Source organism: Trichocoleus desertorum AS-A10, from assembly GCF_039962155.1.
In the GTDB taxonomy this organism is placed as follows: Bacteria; Cyanobacteriota; Cyanobacteriia; order FACHB-46; family FACHB-46; genus Trichocoleus.
In genome coordinates this window covers 173,881-190,903 of the sequence record NZ_JAMPKN010000010.1, presented here as the reverse complement: position 1 = coordinate 190,903, position 17,023 = coordinate 173,881, and the positions used below count along the sequence as shown (strand labels likewise).

The following is a 17,023-nucleotide window of genomic DNA, read 5'->3' as shown; positions in this document are numbered from 1 at the left end:
CTTGTAGATGCCCTCAATCGATCGCTAAAAATAAGCCGAAAGCCTGAGAAATTGCGATCGCTGTGAAAAAGCGCCCGTTTGGATAAATAATACAATTATGAGAGCTATTCAAAAATCTTTAATCTCTGGTTAGAAGAGGAGATCGGGATATGGACTTGGATTATCGCGTGGTAGTGGTTTTGCTGCCAGTCATTTTGGCTGGAAGCTGGGCAGCATTCAATATTGCCAAGGCTGCCTTGGCTCAAATTCAGGGGTTTCTGGCCAAGTAATCACACTATAGGGCTGAACTATTTCAGTTCACATGATGCAACAAACGACTGTAATCCTTTGCGGAAACACAGTCGTTTTTGTTTTGGCGCTATGAGTTTGACGAGTACGAAGAGTGCGAGCAATGCGATCGCTGGAGTTGCTGTAAATTTAATCGAGTTTTTGCTCGGATGTTTCAGACCAAGCAATCGGGTTAAAAGAAGTGTCGTAGTCGTAGACATCAATGTGCTCAGTCTGCTTGAGAAAGTTCACCACTATGTAGGTTAAAGGGGTCGCGATCGCCTCGTAAGCCGTTTTGATCAGCCATTGCGTCACAATTGCTGAAACCATCTGGCTAGCTGCGATCGTGCCGACAAAGGCTACTGTGACGAAAATTAGCGAATCCAACCCCTGCCCAACAATTGTGGAACCAATAGTTCGCATCCAAAGCCACCTTCCCTGAGTCGCCACTTTCAACTTGGCTAACACGAAGGAATTGACAAACTCCCCCACCAAATAGGCTAGAAACGAAGCCAGCAGCAATCGAGGTGTATTGCCCAGAATCCGCTCGTAAGCCGCTTGTCCATCCCAAAACGGCGCAGGAGGAAGCTGTTGGCCGAGCCAAATGGCAAGCACGGCAATTAAGTTGCACAGAAACCCCAACCAGATTGCTAGACGAGCCTGCCGATACCCATACACTTCAGTGAGCACATCTCCGCAGATATAGCTAATCGGAAAAATCACGATTGCCGCAGTTACGACCTGGCCTTGCAGGGTCACTAGCTTGGTCGCGACAATGTTGGACACAATTAGGCAGGTTACGAATAGAACCACTACGAGCAAGAACCATCCAGAGTAGCGAGCGGAGGGAGTGGGCGATGCTGAGGAGGAATTGCGGGAACGCTTCGGCATAGTGCTGTTGCTAGGGTTCTACCTGCAAAGCATTGTGGCACTGAATTGAGTGGATGACGAATGAACTGTTAACTGAGATCGTCAAATTTTTCTCCAAGCTCGGAAAATAGGGTTTTCAGTTCGTTAAATTGAGTTTTGAGCTGACGCTGCGTCGCAAAAATTCGCGCCTGCTGAACCCTTATAGAAGGGTTCAGCAGACTAGAGGACCGAGCCTTCTGTGCGAACTCCTCAGGTGCAACTTGAACTTGATAAATTTCACTTAATAATCTTGCTAAGGCTTCTGAAGTTGGCTTTCCCTGGTCTAATAAACTCTGAGCCAGAATCAGGGCTTGACTCAGCGTCAGCTTTTGCTGCCCAGCATATAATTCTTGATTTTCCTGATTGAGGTTGGACAACTCTTGGTTAGTATGGCTCAGCTCTTGCTCTAGCACTTGAGTTTCTTGATACGAATTTTCTAGTTGTTGTGTTAGAGACTCTATCTGCTCTTGTAATAACGCGATCGCATCTTGTAGCTTAGATTCAGCCTGTTCGTAAATAGCGTTAATTTCCTGCAATTTTCTCTGCTCGGAGGGCTGACTCAGCATAGCCGATAGTCCTTGCGCGTTTTTTGTTAGTGCACACCTCTTAACTAGAAGTTTAGAAGACGGCAAGATAGAGGCCAAAAAAATTCATCAAACTAGAGCGATTAACTTTAAAGCAACGTCTTAACTAGCTAGGAACAGAGCTGCAAAAATCAGGATGATGGTTGGGCAGCTAATGTCATCCTGTAAAGTAACGGTTCCTGGTTTGGCAATGAATTCGATTAAGCAAGCGAGTGATGCAGGTCAACCTAATGACAAAGGGCAGGCAGTAAATGTGGAGGCTCTGCTCAACCGTTTTGGTTATTTTGGGGTGCATTTGGGCTTAGAACGCATCCAGCGACTTTTGGCGGAATTGGGTGATCCGCACCAGCAGGTTCCGATTATTCATGTGGCGGGGTCGAATGGGAAAGGCTCTGTCTGTGCTTACCTATCAGCCGTGTTGACCCAAGCTGGGTATCGCGTGGGCCGCTATACCTCGCCGCATTTGGTCGATTGGTGTGAGCGAATTTGCTTGAATGAGCAACCCATTGCCCCGGAAGCATTGGAGCAAGTTTTGCGGCAAGTCGAAGCAGCGATCGCCCCAGACCAGCCTTCTCCTACGCAATTTGAAGTGATTACAGCAGCCATGTGGCTGTATTTTGCCCAACAGCAAGTGGAGATTGCCGTGGTTGAAGTGGGCTTAGGAGGGCGCTTGGATGCCACGAATGTCTGCGATCGCCCCCTAGTCAGCGTCATCACCTCGCTCAGCCGCGAGCACTGGCAACGCCTCGGCCCCACTCTCGCCGACATTGCTAGAGAGAAAGCAGGGATTCTCAAGGCTGGCTGTCCTGCTGTGATTGGCCCCTTGCCCCCAGAGGCGCAGGCTGTCGTCGAAAAACGAATTGCAGAACTGAACTGTCCGGCTGTGTGGCCGCAACCCGCCATAGAAACTCAACCCGGTTGGGCCGAAGTCGCTAGCATCCCAAATTGGTTCCAATCAAAAGCCAAAAGCCAAAAGCCAAAAGCCAAAATCGAATATTCGTTGCCGCTCCCGGGTGCGGTGCAATTGAGTAATTCCGCTTTAGCGATCGCTGCATTGCAAATTTTGCAGCAGCAAGGCTGGGAGATTTCCGATGCAGCGATTGTGAATGGCATCGCTAAAACGCAATGGCCTGGACGGCTGCACTGGCTAACTTGGCGCGGTCACCGTTTGCTGGTGGATGGGGCACATAATCCGGCAGGAGCCCAAGCTTTACGGCAGTATATCGATCGGCATGGCGACCAACCCGGAGAGGTGTATGGCGATCGCTCTGTTGTGTGGGTGGTGGGCATGATCGGCACTAAAGATCATGAAGAGGTGCTGGAAGCTTTGCTGCGCCCTAACGACCAGCTCCATTTAGTGCCGGTTCCAGACCATGAGCCTGTGGATCTTGACCGGTTAGCGGATTTGGCCCAGCAGCGGATTTGTCCTCAGTTAGTCGCCTGCGAAACTTATGCCGATCTGGAGTTGGGGCTACAAGCGGCTACCCAAAATGCCAAAGGGGTAGGCAATCAACCTACCCCCGGTGCTTTAGTAGTGTTAGCTGGTTCGCTTTATTTGTTGGGTGACTTCTTTAAGCGATTCCAGGCTGATTTAGGTCCTAATTTGGGTGCTATCTAGGCTCCTCTCCGCTGATTCCAATTTGTTTCGGCATCCGCGATCGCCTGATCGATGGTTTTCTCACCCAACATCGCCGCCTGCAAATTGTCGTAAATGGTTTTTTGCAGTTGCTTCACATCCTTCATAGCTGGAACCAACACTTCTGCATCTTTTAGCTGGCCTGCACTGATAGAGCGAGCTTTATCTACCGGAGTGGCTTTGGTGGGCAGAGTTTTGAAGTAGCTATCCTCTAGGGCCTGTACGGTGGAAGGCAGCACATTGGCTTCCTTCGCAAAAACCAATTGATTGTCATTGTTGGTGACATACAACGCAAACTTCACGGCTGCGTCAGGATGCTGAGTATCGCGAGGAACGACTAAATTCATCACGGCCACATTTTTCTTGCCACTGTCCCCGGTGATTTGCGAAGCAGAGGCAGAAGCTTGAGCCACAGCAGGAGCATTTTTCGCGATCGTATTCAGGAATTCTGGACCAGAAGCCAAGATGGCAGTTTCACCTTGCTGATACAAGTCGATCGCGTGGCGGTGTCCTTGGGTTAGCACTTCACGAGGTAAAGCACCGCTTTTGTATAGATCCACCCAATATTGGAAAGCAGCCTTGCCTTGAGGCGTATTAAAGGCGGCTTTACCCTGCTCATCAACTAACTGAACCCCCATCTGCACAAACGACTCCATCACCTCGCCAGAGTCTTCTGGGACTACCGTGGCAAAAAAGGCGTACTTGCCTGTTTTGTCTTTGATTTGTTTAGCGACTGTAGCTAGTTCAGCGTAGGTGGTCGGTGGCTGGCTCACTCCTGCTTGCTTCAACAAATCGGTGTTGTAGATCGCAACTCGCGTCGTTAAATACCAAGGAATCCCAAAGCTTTGATTATTCAGCGTGCTGGCTTTCCAAATATTGGGGAGGTACTGCTGGCGCACTTCGGCGGGAATTTTTTCATCCAAGTTTAACCAGGCATCGCGAGCTGCAAGCTGAGAGGCAAAGCCCGGATTTAGGTTGACTACATCGGGGGCAGTTTTGGCGGAGACAGCGGTGAGAATCTTGCTCTCCATCGCCGTCCAAGGCACATCCACCCAGCGCACTTTGATATCAGGATTTTCCGTTTCAAACTTACCAATCAGTTGGTTGAAATAGTCGGTAAATTGAGGCTGCAACTGCATGGTCCAGAACTCAATTTCTTGCTTACCCCCCGCCGTTTGGTTGTTTCCAGAGTTGGAAGGCCCCGTGCCACAACTCACCACCCAACTCAAAAGCAAGCCCAGCAAGGCAAAAATGCCAAATTGTCTCCAGCGTCTCATTCTCATAATTTCATAACGGTCGAGTACTGCCCAATCTACTGCTTCAAAGTAGCCACCGCTACACCACAACTTTGACGGCAGCCGCACAAGCTTTGGCTCGTTCTCTGGCTTCGTCGGTTGTGGCTCCTAAAGCCAAAGCAACGCCCATGCGTCGTTTCTGGTGACACGAAGGTTTACCAAAAATGCGAACTTTGCTCGTAGGGACTTGCAAGGCAAGATCAATGCCTTCATAGCGCGGGTTGTCTCCTGCCTCGGACGCTAAAATCACTGCCGAAGCTCCGGGTCGAATCAACTCAATCTCACCAATCGGTAGCCCAGCGATCGCCCGCACATGCAGCTCAAACTCCGACATATTTTGGCTAATCATCGTCACCATCCCTGTGTCGTGGGGGCGAGGGCTGACTTCACTGAAGTAAACCGTTTGCGCTCCTGTCGGATCACCTTGAATAAATAGCTCCACACCAAAAATGCCCCAACCGCCTAAAGCTTCGGTGATTTGACGACCGATGGCGTGACACTGCTCTAGCGTGTCTGGGTTCAGCGGGCAAGGTTGCCAAGATTCCCGGTAATCACCATCGACTTGAATGTGTCCGATTGGAGGACAAAAGTGAGTCCCATCCATAGCCCGCACCGTCAGCAAGGTGATTTCTGTATGAAACTCCACAAACCCTTCGACAATGATGCGGCGATTCTGGGCGCGTCCCCCCGACTGCGCGTATTGCCAAGCAGCATCAATTTCAGCCTCAGTTCGGACAATACTCTGCCCCTTTCCCGAAGAACTCATGACAGGCTTGACGACACAAGGCAGTCCCAGTTCCGCGATCGCTTGCCGATATTCCGTCTCGCTATCGGCAAAGCGGTAGGGCGAAGTCTTCAAGCCTAACTCTTCCGCTGCTAGCCGCCGAATACCTTCGCGATTCATGGTCAAGTGGGTCGCCCGTGCCGTGGGAATCACCCGCCAGCCTTCTTGTTCTAGCTCTACTAGGGTGGCTGTGGCGATCGCTTCCACTTCTGGCACAATCCAATCCGGTTTTTCGCGCTCAATTAAGTGCCGTAGCTTGGGGCCATCTAACATATCCACTTCATAGGATCGATGCGCTACTTGCATCGCGGGAGCATGGGCATAGAAATCAACTGCAATGACTTCCAACCCCAGCCGCATCGCTTCGATCGCAACTTCCTTGCCCAACTCTCCAGAGCCTAGCAGCATGAGGCGTCGCCCACTAGAGGTTAAGGGAGTTCCCCAAACTTGGCTTTCCTGGCGTGATGGCACAGCATTCATAATTTAACCGTCTGTATTTTTCTCTTTTTTATATATACTTTCATGCATCCCGTTCTAACAGACGGGTGCTCAGGGGTCGCTCTACGCTTTTTTGCTGCTTACACAGCCCAAAAGGACATTGTCTAGCTTGGCGGGAACAATTAACCATAAGCCAGCCATCACTTAGTGGTTTGCTAAAGGGGAAAATACCTATTCGATTGATGGGTTATCCTCAAATCGTGATGGGTTGATCAGCCGGATGAATTCTATTCCATCAGTACGAGTTAACTCAATTTTTGAAGAGGTGTACGCAATTTTCACAATTGTGTGTAATATCGCTGGTAAGTTGAGTTGGATTGAGATCAACGCAAGCGAACTGTCCCCTTGCTTGGTTCCCCAAAAAAACCAAACTTTTGGAAAGTTCAAAACGAGCTTATTGGGGATGAAAGCCAAAAACATTAGGAGAAAAAAACAGCCGTTTTCTTTTCTTTAGTGAATGGCGTTGCTGTAAATGATGTTTTCACCCGAAGACGCAACCAGCAATCTAGGAGCAGTTCACTCTTTGTTGATGATATTTTTTAAGGTTTGTATCCTTCTAAGCAGCATGGTAATTCTGCAATAAATTGGTTACCATACATCGGCATCCATCTCACTACAGCCCTTGTCTCTGGCCTCACCCAACTAACTAAACTGATACGACTGAGTGGATAAATGCTGTGGTTAACACATTGAAAGGTCTATTTTCAAAGCGTACGAAAGGGGTTGGTATAGAGATCACCCCCGAACGAATTAACATTGCCCAAGTGCGGAAGCAGGGACAGGCATTCAAACTAGTCACGCTGTCATCTGTAGAGGTGCCAGAGGGTATATTTCAGGAGGGCCAAATTGCTGACCCAACTGCAATGGCTGGCTTGATTCAATCCGCCTTGGCTGAAAATAAAATTAAAGTAAAGCGTGCAGCAACAGCGATCCCGGCGCGAGAAGCAGTCACCCGATTGATCCCAGTTCCAGCGGAACTGGATGATCGCGAACTCCGGGAAATGGTCTTGAATCAAGAGGCTGGTCTTTACCTGACCTTCCCTAGAGAAGAGGCTGATGTTGATTACCAAAAGCTGGGCTTCTTTGTAGATGAGGATGGCATTGAAAAGGTTCAAGTTTTGCTCGTCGCCACGCGCAAGGAAGTGACAGATACTTACCTCAGTACTTTTGAGCAGGCGGGCTTGCAACTGGACGTTTTAGAAACCAGCAGCTTCGCTTTAATTCGGACAATTCGAGAGCAACTGCGGCAGTTTGCCCCTCAAGAAGCAGTGGCGATCGCCGACGTTCAGTTTGAAAGTACAGAAATTTCTATTGTGGTGGATGGCGTCCCCCAGTTTTCCCGCACCGTCCCGATTGGCACGTTCCAAATTCAGAGTGCGTTGAGTCGAGCGATGAACCTGCCTCCTAGCCGCAATACTGATTTGTTGCAAGGCATGACGATCCCAATTACTCCCACCGATACTATTGGGGGCACGACTAAAATGGGGGGTACCAATCCAGGTACGGCTGCCATGCTGAGAGTTCTAGGAGAACTAGCAGATGAGCTGCGTCGTTCCATTGACTTCTATCTCAATCAAGGTGAGAACTTGGAAGTGGCGCAACTGCTCTTGGCAGGCCCAGGAGGTGGGATTGGTCAGTTAGATGAATTTTTTACTCAACGACTCAGTTTGCCTGCAAGCCAGGTTGATCCAATTGCAGCGCTTTCACTAGAGGTTGATCAGGAAATTCCCTTAGTTCAGCGACCTGGATTAGGGGTGGTGCTAGGCCTAGGATTGCGGGAGATCTGAACTCATGTATAGTCTTGATGTTAATTTTCTCAATGACCGACCGGAGTATCGACCGGATGTAGGAGGTGGGCCATCTCGGCCTAAAGCGGCTCCTGGCAGCTTGGTGCCCTTGTTCCTAGGGGTGGCAACGGGTGTGTTTCTCCCTGCTGTCGTTCTCGTTTTGTGGTTAGTGCTGCAAAACAAAAATGCAGAGCTACAGACTCGAATTGATCAGCTCAATGTACAACTGGGTGAATTGCAAAGAGCGGATGAAAAGGTAGCTGCAATTAATGCTCAGGCGGGTCAAATTAAGGCTGAGACTGACGCCCTGGCTACAGTCTTCAATCAAATTAAGCCTTGGTCTGCCATGTTGCAGGATATTCGCGATCGCGTTCCAGCCGGTGTACAAGTCAGCAACATTCAGCAGACTGATGCCCCTGCTGCGACTCCTCAAAGTCCAAATCCAGCTCCCAAAGTTGAGATTTCAGGCGCAGCTCGCTCCTTTAATGATGTTAATGATTTCTTGCTAACCCTACAGAAATCCCCTTTTCTCAAGGCCAGCGAAACACAGCTAGTCGGTGCTGACTTAAGGGACAACCCAACTCAAATTGAGGTTCGGCAAGATCGCACACCTCAATCTTCTACCCCAGATGTTCAAGTGAAGCTGCCACAAGTGGTGGTTTATAAAATTCAAACTAGCTTAAGTGATGTCCCTGCTTCTGAATTGCTCCGAGAACTGGATCGCAAGGGTGCTGTGGGGTTAGTCACTCGGATTAGAACGCTTCAACAAAAAGGAGTCATTCAACCATGACTATCAGTGGAGATTTTGTCCCTTCCGACGGCAGAGACTTTGGCTCCGAGCCTGCCTATCCTACAATCTTTGGCATTGCCTTAACTCCTACGATCAGTGGTGTTTTGGTGGCGGTTTTAGGCATTGGGGCATCTGCATATCTATTGCTCAATCAAGTTCAGCCAGCTTGGAATACCTACCAAACCCTCCAAGCTGAAGCAGAGCAAAAGGAAACCCAAATTCAACAACGGGGTAATATCCAGAAAAAAATTGATACAGCAAACAAAAATTTAGAGCAGGCGAAACAACGCAGGACAGAAGTTTATGCTTTGTTCGCTGATGAGAGAACGTTAGACACTCTACTGCTTGATCTCAATCGCCTAGTTAATGCCAGAAAAGCCAAGTTAAGTAGTTTCACGCCTGCTCCAGAACCTGCAACTGTAGTCAGTGATGGTTCCTTAGGACCTGCGGTCAATGGCAAGCTTAAGCGCAAAGAGATCACGGTTAACTTGGAAGGCAACTACGAACAAACTCAGTCGATTATGCGAAGTGTGGAGCGCTTACAGCCGCTCTTGCTAGTTAAGAGCTTTAACTCTCAACTAGATCAGTCAACCCAGAAAATTACCGTTGATCGTCGGGGTCGTCTGCTTCCAGTTGGTCGGCCTGAGACTAACTTAAAAACATCCTTTAAGCTACAGGCATTATTGCCCTTGAGTTCAGAGGAAGCGGCAGCAGCGGCAAAACCGCCTGCTCAGTAACGTTGATGGCTTTTGAGTGTGGAGCCAAGACAAGGTTGAGATTTCCATTTTTTGAGAGGAGGGAACTGTGAAGCATCATCTCGGATTGAGCAGTCTATACATTGGTGGGGCCGTCATGGTGATGGCTGCTCAGCCTGTATGGGCTGCTCCAGCAACGCAAGTGACTGGTGTAAAGGTTAACCCCACGAGCGGTGGGGTAGAGGTTGTATTAGAGACTCGTAATGGCGCGCGTCCGCAAGTTTTTACTGTCAGTCGAGGCAATAGTTGGGTTGCTGATGTAATCAACACCCAACTGCGTTTGCCTCAAAGTGAGAGTTTTCGTCAAGATAATCCTGCACCTGGGATTAGTTCTGTCGTAGTGCTACCCCTAGATACCAATAGTGTGCGAGTGATCGTGGCGGGTCAAGGCGCAGCTCCCGCAGGACAAGTAGCTCAGCGCGATCGCGGTGGCTTACTGTTTAGCCTTACCCGTCCAGCGGGTAGCGAAACAGCTCAAGCAACCCCAGCGCCTACAACTCAGCCCGGTAGTGCTACTCCAGCAGCTCCAGCTCCAGTTCCTACAGCCCCTGCTGAGGATGTGTTGGTTCCTAGCCCCAAAATTACAGTAGATGGGGTGCCAGTACCACCACAAAGTCCGAATGTAGCACCTCCATTCTTGCCTAGAGCCGTAGCGCCTCCGGTAGGCGATATTGTAGTTTCCAATGTGGACGCGGCTGCAAGTGCAATTGATTTGGGCAGTGCCGAGCGGGTTCCACGTCTGGTGCTAAGAGATGCACCAGTGCGAGAAGTGCTGTCTCTGTTAGCTCGTGCAGCAGGGCTCAATTTGGCTTTCAGTACAGAAGGTGGTGGCCAGCAGCAGGGGCAGCAAGCCCCAACTCAACCAGGAGCAGCAGGAGCAGGTGGACCCACCATCTCTCTGGACATTGAAAATGAGCCTGTGCAGAATGTATTTAACTATGTGCTGCGCCTAAGCAATCTAGAAGCTAATCGAGTCGGGCAAACCGTTTTCGTGGCTCCCCGGTTGCCTAATACAGCGCGAGATGTGATCGTTCGTACCTTCCGGATGAACCAGGTAAGTGCGGAGCAAGCCTCTGGCTTCTTGGTCAGTATGGGCGCAGAAAGTGCGGTTACAGTCACTCAACCCGTAACAACTGTTAACGCAATTCCGGTTCAAGGAGCTGAGGGTGCGCCACCCATTACCCAAACCAGCACCACGAATCAGACGGTCGTAAACACGTTGCGGATTGATACTGAAGACTCAAGTCCTCTGCTCAGAGGTTTGCAGGTATTAGTAGATACCCGTCTTAACTCGGTGACCTTGGTGGGAGCAAGGAATCTGGTTGATGTTGCGTCTGCGCAGTTAGTCCAACTCGACCTACGTCGTCGTCAAGTGGCCGTAAACGTCAAAATCATTGACGTGAACTTGTCTAAAGAAGAAAGGTTTGGCTCTAGCTTCTCGTTTGGTATTGACCAAAGCCGAGCGATCAATGCGGGTGGAATTGGAGTCGTAAACTTTGGTAGTACCAGCCCGGTGACCGCGGGCAACCTAACCACTGAAACTGTAGGCCGAGGACCTACCAATTTTGGTGGACCCTTCGGATTCAACTTCGTTAGGCAGTTTTTGCTACAGTTGCAAGCATCTGTTGCCAACGGTAATGCAAAGATTCTGACTGACCCAACTCTAGTAGTTCAAGAAGGTCAGCAAGCAACTGTCAATTTGACTCAACAGGTAATTGGAGATGTCGAGACTACAATTTCGACTAGCACACCTCCAGTAGTCACCACAGAAATTACCAAAGAAGATACGGGCCTGATTCTCACTGTCAATGTTGAGCGAATTGATGATAATGGCTTTGTGACCTTATCGGTTGCTCCCCAGGTAATTGCATTAGCAGGCTCGGACGATGTTACATTGCCAGGCTCGGGTACACAGACAATTGCTTTGCTGTCAGAACGGTCGCTGACTTCTGGAACCATTCGGATGCGGGATGGACAGACTTTAATTCTGTCTGGCATCATTCAAGATCAAGACAGAGCCAACGCTCAAAAAATCCCTATCTTAGGTGATTTGCCCATTATTGGTGCTTTATTTAGAAGTACCGTAAGAGCCAATACTCGAGCTGAAGTAATTGTGTTGTTAACACCGCAGATCTTGGATGATTCCGATCGCTCTACTGTTGGTTACAACTACACACCGAGTCCTGATGTCCGTCAGATTCTAGAACGAGGCACCACACGCGATCCTGAGAAGAAGTAGTGAATGCCTGAATAGCTTTTGTTGCAGGCTACCAGATTCTGTAACTGACTATTCTTAATACCCAATCCCCTATTCACCTCTGAGTAGGGGATTTTTTTGCGAAAAAAGTTTCCAATTTGAGTCTAATTACCTAAAAAATCCTGAGATCTATATATCTTAAAGGTTTCAACGATCCATATTAGGCGAGTACACCTTAGAATAAGGCATTGAAAATTCGAGTCTGCGGGACTTTCAGCCATTTTGGCTGAGTTCTTCTCGGATGATCACTCTACAATCTCACCTGGAGATTAGGACAGTAATATCTATCTTCTTAAAAAAGGAGATTCAAACGCATGAATAAAGGTGAATTAGTTGACGCAATCGCCGATAAGGCGAGTGTGACCAAAAAGCAAGCAGATGCGGTCTTGACTGCGGCTTTGGAAACCATTGTTGAAGCGGTTTCTACAGGCGATAAAGTCACGCTAGTCGGCTTTGGCTCTTTTGAGTCACGGGAGCGCAAAGCTCGTGAGGGACGCAATCCCAAAACGGGTGACAAAATGGAAATCCCAGCGACCAAAGTTCCTGCCTTCTCGGCAGGTAAGTTATTTAAGGAGAAGGTCTCGCCTCCCGAAAAATAGCTACTTTTCACTAGTGAGGCCGCTCTTTGAGCCGTCCAATCCACGGGGGGAACTTAGCTTGGGCAGCAGCGCTGGCAGACTGTCCCCCTGCTGCTATTCTTGATTTCTCTGCCAGCATTAATCCTTTAGGCCCCCCTAAGTCTGCGATCGCGGCAATTCAAGCTCACTTATCTGAGCTGACGGCTTATCCTGATCCAGACTACGCTCAACTCCGAGCCGTTCTGGGTCAGGCTCATAGCTTACCTGTAGACTGGCTCTTGCCAGGCAATGGTGCTGCTGAGTTGTTGACTTGGGCCTGTAGAGATTTAGCTGCGCTCGAGGTGACTGGCTTAATTACCCCCGCCTTTAGCGACTATGGGCGAGCCCTAAAAGCATTTAACAGTTCTGTGCTTGAGTGCCCGTTCGACAATTTTGGTTTGCCAGTTTTGGATGTTGGATCAGTCATTAAACCCCTAACATCCAAAATTGCTTCCCAGACCAGGGGCTTGTTGATTAATAACCCTCACAATCCGACTGGACAGCTATTTTCCAGAGAAAGTATTCTGCCATATTTAGAGCAATTTGCTTTGGTGGTGGTAGATGAAGCCTTTATGGACTTCTTGCCGCCAGAGCAGCAGCAAAGCTTGATTGAGGTGGTGCAGAAATATCCCAATTTAGTAATTTTGCGATCGCTCACCAAGTTCTACAGTTTGCCTGGTTTGCGCTTAGGCTATGCCATTGCTCACCCAGAACGCTTAAGGCGTTGGCAGCAATGGCGAGATCCTTGGCCTGTGAATGTACTAGCGGCGGCAGCAGCGGCAGCAGTGGTCCAGGATACAACGTTTCAGGCACAGACTTGGGCTTGGTTGCCAGTAGCGCGATCGCAGCTTTACCAGGGTTTGGCTCAATTACCAGGATTGCAACCCTACCAAGGGGCTGCGAACTTTTTACTCGTGAAGTCGGAGCAGCCTACCGTAGAAGTGCAAAAGAATTTGTTGTTGTGTGAGCAGATTTTGATTCGGGATTGTGTCAGTTTTCCTGAGTTGGGCGATCGCTACTTTCGAGTTGCGGTTCGTACAGAGGCTGAAAATCAAAGGTTAATCACAGGGTTGGCTAAGATTCTTTAGAGGGTGCTTGTGTTAGTCAGCGTGTCTAACGCCTCATCCAAATCAATCTGGTGAACGACTAAAAGCATGTCAGTTGAATACGATTTGGTGGTGGTTGGCGGCACACCTGCGGGTGGCTATGCGGCAAGGATGGCTGCTGAGTTCAAAGCGCGAGTTGCTTGGGTCGTGCCGAAAGACTGGGGAAATCAGGGCTTAGCCTCTGAGTGGATTTCCCATGCTGCTCTAGCTCATTTAGGCGAGATGACAGAGCAGGCCTGCCAGAGCCAACAATTAGGGTGGTTGGGGCAGACAACTGAGGTAGGAACTTCACCTGGATCTGTGCAGTGGTCTGGGGTTGAGCAATGGCTGCAACGGCTTGCAAGGAACTGGGAAGAGCAAAACTCACCCACGATTTTGTCTGCGCTGGGAGTTGAGGTGATTTTTAGTGCGGGGCAGTTTTGCCGTCGGCCTCGATTTGCCTTCACGGTCAGCGATCGCTTGCTCCGATCTCGCTCCTATCTGTTGGCTTTAGAGAGCCACCCCTTCATTCCAGACATTCCTGGGCTGAGCAACGTGGGATTTTTGACTACCACTGGCTTTCCTCAGGCGATCGCTAACCAAGCAATGCCCAAAACAGTAGTAATTTTGGGCGGTGATCCGACCGGAATTGAATTGGCTCAAACTCTAGCAAGCTTGAATATTCAGGTGACGTTGGTGGTGGAAAGCGATTGCATTTTGCCCCATGAAGATGCAGAAGTGGCGTTTTTGTTGCAAGCGCAGTTGGAAGCCATAGGCGTTCGGATTTTGACGAATACGCCAGTGGCCCAGGTGAGAGAGATCGAGCAGAAAAAATGGGTGCAAGCAGGCAACCAGGCGATCGCGGCAGATGAGATTGTGGTGGCAATGGGACAGCAACCGCAGGTGGAGTCGCTTAATTTAGAGGCGGCGGGAGTCGAATGGTCATCGCAGGAAGTTTGGTGCAACCAAAAACTGCAAACGACAAATCCACGAGTTTATGTCTGTGGCAACTCGATCGCAGGTTGTCTGGCTCCTCACGTAGCCCAATATGAAACGGCGATCGCCCTGAAAAATGCCCTCTTTTTCCCGCGCTACAGCGCCAACTACCAAGGAATTCCCACAACGCTAGCTACTGATCCAGCCTTGGCACGAGTGGGTTTGACAGAGCTAGAAGCCAGACAACGTTACGGCAAGGATGTCTTGGTTTTACGGCAGGACTTCAAAAGCTTGGCGCTGGCGCAGATCAGGGGAGAAACTACCGGATTGTGTAAGTTGGTGGTGCATCGCAATGGCTCGGTTCTGGGAGCGCATATCTTGGGGGCAGAGGCGGGTGAGTTGATTGCTGTAATTTCTCTAGCCATGCGCCAGAATCTGAAGATTGACGCGATCGCTGACCTAGCCGTTCCTTCTCCCACGTTTGCTGAAATCCTGAGCCAAACGGCAACGGCATGGCAACTGCACCGCTTTAGGCACAACTCCATGTGGCAAAACTTTTTGGAAGCTTGGTTAAATTTTCGGCGATCGTGGTCTTCTTAGCGCCGAGTTAACCGATGTTTTAGACCCGCGCCAGCGTTACGGCTTCTGGTTGGTCTTGATACTTACCCCGACGAGTTTCGTAGCTAACCGCGCAAGGCTCACCTTCTAAAAATAGGAGTTGCACCACACCTTCATTGGCGTAAATGCGGCAGTCAGCGCTGGAAGAGTTAGAAAACTCTAGAGTCAGGTGCCCACGCCAGCCAGCCTCCGCAGGGGTCAGGTTAGCGATGATGCCTGCTCTGGCATAGGTTGACTTGCCAATGCAGATCACCGTGGCATTGGTAGGAACTTCCAGCCGTTCTAGCGCAACTCCCAAGGCATAGGAGTGAGCAGGCAACACAAAATAGCTGCCATTATTGTCTGTGTGGAGCTTAGTTGGCTCTAAATTTTCTGGGTTGAAATTCTTTGGATCAATCACCGTGCCCGGAATGTGGCGGAAGATGCGAAACTCAGCAGGTGATAAGCGAATGTCGTAGCCGTAGCTTGAGAGGCCATAGCTAATCACAGGGCGAATCGCTAAGTTGGCATCTCCAGAGACTTCCCGAATCAACTGCGGCTCAAAAGGCGTAATCATGCCCTTTGCAGCCATTTCTGTAATCCATGTGTCGTTCTTAATCATCCCGCTTCCCCCAAATCCGAATCCCATGTTTCCCAAAGCAGAGTTAAATTACACCCATCGCAGTCACTAGGGCAATATTCTGTGCTAATTTGTGACTTCTCACTGACTTCTAACTAATAGTTGTGAGCCTAAGGTTGGTGGCTGCGGCGGAGTTCTGTGATTTGATCAGCAACATCTAAGATGGCTGGAGGCATTTCTGGCCCCGTCAAAATCACATCGACGTGGCTAGGCCGCTTCTGTAAGAAAGCCAACACTTCTGTTTCTGGAATTAAGCCAAAGTTGATCGCCAAACTTAATTCATCCAAGACAACCAGATCGTAGTTGCCCTGCATCACCACTGATTGGGTATGATGCCACAAATCTAGAAGCGATCGCATTTCAGTTTCGTCTAGATGAGGCGTATCGATGCAGCGGGGTAAATCGCAGCGAATCCAGTCGAGGTTTTGACCTAGCCGTACAGGATGCTCATGCCCTTGACCAATGCCACCTTTAAGAAACTGCACCACCAAAACTGAAGTGCCTTGCCCGGCGATGCGGAGCGCTTGTGCCATCACACTTGTGAAAAAGCTGCGATGCGAACAAGTGAAAACCTGTACTAATCCTTCGATCGCGTGGGGGAAGCGGCGACTGACTTCTGCAACAGTTCGACGTTCTCCAAGACCTTGCGTTTTGAGGGAATTCAGGGCTGGGGTTTCAATTTGGGAAACCATAAGGCAGGTCACGATCCAGTCAGGACTTTAAAGCAAGCAGTTCAGGCAGTAGATGCAGCGTAGAAAGCGAAATATAGCGTAGATTGCTCCGAACTCCCCTCATCAAACACTAGATGTGTGAGTCCGTCAATAGTCGTTTGTGGGTGCATTTCTATTAAGCCAAGTCTAAGCCTAGAAAACATCTAGAGCAGGACAGAGCTAGAGAAGCTTAATGAAGCTCCATGAATCTTGGGGATTGCTGCCGAAATTTATCGTTTCTCACGAACTTCAGCTAATAATGAGAAAAACTGGCAGCAGGTAGGAGCATAGGGCCGTGAGATTGGTGATTCTGGGTGGGCCAGGCGCAGGCAAAGGAACTCAAGCTCAGCACCTCTGCCGTCATTTTGAGATTCCCTTAATTTCTACGGGAGAGATGTTGCGGCAGGCGATCGCCGCTCAAACTCCCCTCGGTCAGCAAGTCCAAGCTTTTGTTGAAAAAGGCGAACTGGTCCCCGACGAAACCATGATTCAACTGATGCGGCAGCGACTTCTGCAAGCCGATACCAGCCGAGGTTGGCTCTTAGAAGGGCATCCCCGCACCGCTTTTCAAGCCGAAGAATTAGATTTTCTCTTAGAAGACTTAAATCAGCACCTGAACCAAGCAATTTGGCTAGACGCGCCGGATGATGTGTTGATGAGCCGTTCGATCGCTCGACAACGCAGCGACGATACGCCAGATGTGATCCAGCACCGGATTGAGTCATTCCGAGACTACACAATGCCGATGTTGGACTATTACGAACACCGCGATCGCTTACTCAAAATCAACAGCAACCAATCTATCGAACAAGTGTATCAGGAAATTTTGCAGCACCTACAATGATCGGCAGGATGCTGCAAACCACAACTGCTGTA

At 49.5% G+C, this 17,023-nt stretch carries 16 protein-coding genes; 10 read left to right on the top strand and 6 right to left on the bottom strand.

Annotated features, from left to right (window positions below; translation table 11 throughout):
• Positions 1 to 149 precede the first annotated feature (149 nt).
• The gene (locus tag NDA01_RS15525) at positions 150 to 269 is read left to right on the top strand and encodes a photosystem II protein Y (protein WP_190432371.1); all 120 of its coding nucleotides are present in this window, start codon (positions 150 to 152) and stop codon (positions 267 to 269) included.
• A 148-nt stretch (positions 270 to 417) separates the two neighbouring features.
• On the opposite strand, the gene NDA01_RS15520 is transcribed toward NDA01_RS15525, so the two are convergent.
• Both NDA01_RS15520 and NDA01_RS15515 read right to left on the bottom strand, forming a co-directional pair.
• Positions 418 to 1,158 (bottom strand): queuosine precursor transporter, encoded by a 741-nt coding sequence (locus NDA01_RS15520; RefSeq protein ID WP_348228632.1) that lies wholly within the window; start codon positions 1,156 to 1,158, stop codon positions 418 to 420.
• 68 nt (positions 1,159 to 1,226) lie between these two features.
• Positions 1,227 to 1,742 (bottom strand): hypothetical protein, encoded by a 516-nt coding sequence (locus tag NDA01_RS15515; RefSeq protein WP_348228631.1) that lies wholly within the window; start codon positions 1,740 to 1,742, stop codon positions 1,227 to 1,229.
• Positions 1,743 to 1,950: 208 nt separating this feature from the next.
• Here NDA01_RS15515 and NDA01_RS15510 point away from each other — a divergent pair, with 208 nt between their 5' ends.
• The gene (locus tag NDA01_RS15510) at positions 1,951 to 3,378 is read left to right on the top strand and encodes a bifunctional folylpolyglutamate synthase/dihydrofolate synthase (RefSeq protein WP_348228630.1); all 1,428 of its coding nucleotides are present in this window, start codon (positions 1,951 to 1,953) and stop codon (positions 3,376 to 3,378) included.
• Here the strand turns inward: NDA01_RS15510 and NDA01_RS15505 are convergent.
• Both NDA01_RS15505 and purT read right to left on the bottom strand, forming a co-directional pair.
• Positions 3,375 to 4,760 (bottom strand): ABC transporter substrate-binding protein, encoded by a 1,386-nt coding sequence (locus NDA01_RS15505; RefSeq protein WP_431193419.1) that lies wholly within the window; start codon positions 4,758 to 4,760, stop codon positions 3,375 to 3,377. The two genes, NDA01_RS15510 and NDA01_RS15505, sit on opposite strands and share 4 nt — an antisense overlap.
• A complete protein-coding gene (gene purT / locus NDA01_RS15500; RefSeq protein ID WP_348228629.1) occupies positions 4,732 to 5,955 on the bottom strand; it encodes a formate-dependent phosphoribosylglycinamide formyltransferase in 1,224 nt (407 codons plus the stop codon). The genes NDA01_RS15505 and purT overlap by 29 nt, the downstream gene beginning before the upstream one ends.
• Positions 5,956 to 6,650: 695 nt before the next feature.
• Here purT and pilM point away from each other — a divergent pair.
• From pilM to NDA01_RS15465, 7 genes are all read left to right on the top strand, one after another.
• The gene (gene pilM / locus NDA01_RS15495; RefSeq protein ID WP_190432381.1) at positions 6,651 to 7,760 is read left to right on the top strand and encodes a type IV pilus assembly protein PilM; all 1,110 of its coding nucleotides are present in this window, start codon (positions 6,651 to 6,653) and stop codon (positions 7,758 to 7,760) included.
• Between the two features lie 4 nt (positions 7,761 to 7,764).
• Positions 7,765 to 8,550 carry a PilN domain-containing protein gene (locus NDA01_RS15490; protein WP_190432382.1) on the top strand — a complete coding sequence of 262 codons (786 nt, stop codon included), beginning with the start codon at positions 7,765 to 7,767 and terminating at the stop codon, positions 8,548 to 8,550.
• A complete protein-coding gene (locus NDA01_RS15485) occupies positions 8,547 to 9,287 on the top strand; it encodes a pilus assembly protein (RefSeq protein ID WP_190550248.1) in 741 nt (246 codons plus the stop codon). Before NDA01_RS15490 ends, NDA01_RS15485 begins: the two co-directional genes overlap by 4 nt.
• Before the next feature lie 67 nt (positions 9,288 to 9,354).
• On the top strand, positions 9,355 to 11,544 hold the full coding sequence (locus NDA01_RS15480) for an AMIN domain-containing protein (protein WP_431193418.1): 2,190 nt from the start codon (positions 9,355 to 9,357) through the stop codon (positions 11,542 to 11,544).
• Between the two features lie 332 nt (positions 11,545 to 11,876).
• Positions 11,877 to 12,161 carry an HU family DNA-binding protein gene (locus NDA01_RS15475; RefSeq protein WP_190432385.1) on the top strand — a complete coding sequence of 95 codons (285 nt, stop codon included), beginning with the start codon at positions 11,877 to 11,879 and terminating at the stop codon, positions 12,159 to 12,161.
• A 26-nt stretch (positions 12,162 to 12,187) separates the two neighbouring features.
• On the top strand, positions 12,188 to 13,267 hold the full coding sequence (gene cobD, locus NDA01_RS15470) for a threonine-phosphate decarboxylase CobD (protein ID WP_348228628.1): 1,080 nt from the start codon (positions 12,188 to 12,190) through the stop codon (positions 13,265 to 13,267).
• Between the two features lie 66 nt (positions 13,268 to 13,333).
• Complete coding sequence (locus tag NDA01_RS15465) at positions 13,334 to 14,800, top strand: dihydrolipoyl dehydrogenase family protein (RefSeq protein ID WP_348228627.1); 1,467 nt, start codon at positions 13,334 to 13,336, stop codon at positions 14,798 to 14,800.
• 19 nt (positions 14,801 to 14,819) lie between these two features.
• Here the strand turns inward: NDA01_RS15465 and dcd are convergent, their stop codons facing one another.
• Together dcd and NDA01_RS15455 are read right to left on the bottom strand one after the other, a co-directional pair.
• On the bottom strand, positions 14,820 to 15,419 hold the full coding sequence (gene dcd / locus NDA01_RS15460; protein ID WP_348228626.1) for a dCTP deaminase: 600 nt from the start codon (positions 15,417 to 15,419) through the stop codon (positions 14,820 to 14,822).
• 128 nt (positions 15,420 to 15,547) lie between these two features.
• A complete protein-coding gene (locus NDA01_RS15455) occupies positions 15,548 to 16,129 on the bottom strand; it encodes a P-loop NTPase family protein (protein ID WP_190560512.1) in 582 nt (193 codons plus the stop codon).
• Between the two features lie 313 nt (positions 16,130 to 16,442).
• Here NDA01_RS15455 and NDA01_RS15450 point away from each other — a divergent pair, with 313 nt between their 5' ends.
• Positions 16,443 to 16,991, top strand: a complete 549-nt coding sequence (locus NDA01_RS15450) for an adenylate kinase (protein ID WP_348228625.1) — start codon at positions 16,443 to 16,445, stop codon at positions 16,989 to 16,991.
• The last annotated feature ends 32 nt before the right edge of the window (positions 16,992 to 17,023 follow it).

What these genes read in the sequence shown, in the direction of transcription:
- dcd (WP_348228626.1), bottom strand. Translation starts at nt 15,419, where the DNA reads ATGATTAAGAACGACACATGGATTACAGAAATGGCTGCAAAGGGCATG.
- NDA01_RS15455 (WP_190560512.1), bottom strand. Translation starts at nt 16,129, where the DNA reads ATGGTTTCCCAAATTGAAACCCCAGCCCTGAATTCCCTCAAAACGCAA.
- NDA01_RS15465 (WP_348228627.1), top strand. Translation starts at nt 13,334, where the DNA reads ATGTCAGTTGAATACGATTTGGTGGTGGTTGGCGGCACACCTGCGGGT.
- NDA01_RS15515 (WP_348228631.1), bottom strand. Translation starts at nt 1,742, where the DNA reads ATGCTGAGTCAGCCCTCCGAGCAGAGAAAATTGCAGGAAATTAACGCT.
- NDA01_RS15490 (WP_190432382.1), top strand. Translation starts at nt 7,765, where the DNA reads ATGTATAGTCTTGATGTTAATTTTCTCAATGACCGACCGGAGTATCGA.
- NDA01_RS15510 (WP_348228630.1), top strand. Translation starts at nt 1,951, where the DNA reads ATGAATTCGATTAAGCAAGCGAGTGATGCAGGTCAACCTAATGACAAA.
- NDA01_RS15525 (WP_190432371.1), top strand. Translation starts at nt 150, where the DNA reads ATGGACTTGGATTATCGCGTGGTAGTGGTTTTGCTGCCAGTCATTTTG.
- purT (WP_348228629.1), bottom strand. Translation starts at nt 5,955, where the DNA reads ATGAATGCTGTGCCATCACGCCAGGAAAGCCAAGTTTGGGGAACTCCC.
- NDA01_RS15475 (WP_190432385.1), top strand. Translation starts at nt 11,877, where the DNA reads ATGAATAAAGGTGAATTAGTTGACGCAATCGCCGATAAGGCGAGTGTG.
- NDA01_RS15485 (WP_190550248.1), top strand. Translation starts at nt 8,547, where the DNA reads ATGACTATCAGTGGAGATTTTGTCCCTTCCGACGGCAGAGACTTTGGC.
- NDA01_RS15520 (WP_348228632.1), bottom strand. Translation starts at nt 1,158, where the DNA reads ATGCCGAAGCGTTCCCGCAATTCCTCCTCAGCATCGCCCACTCCCTCC.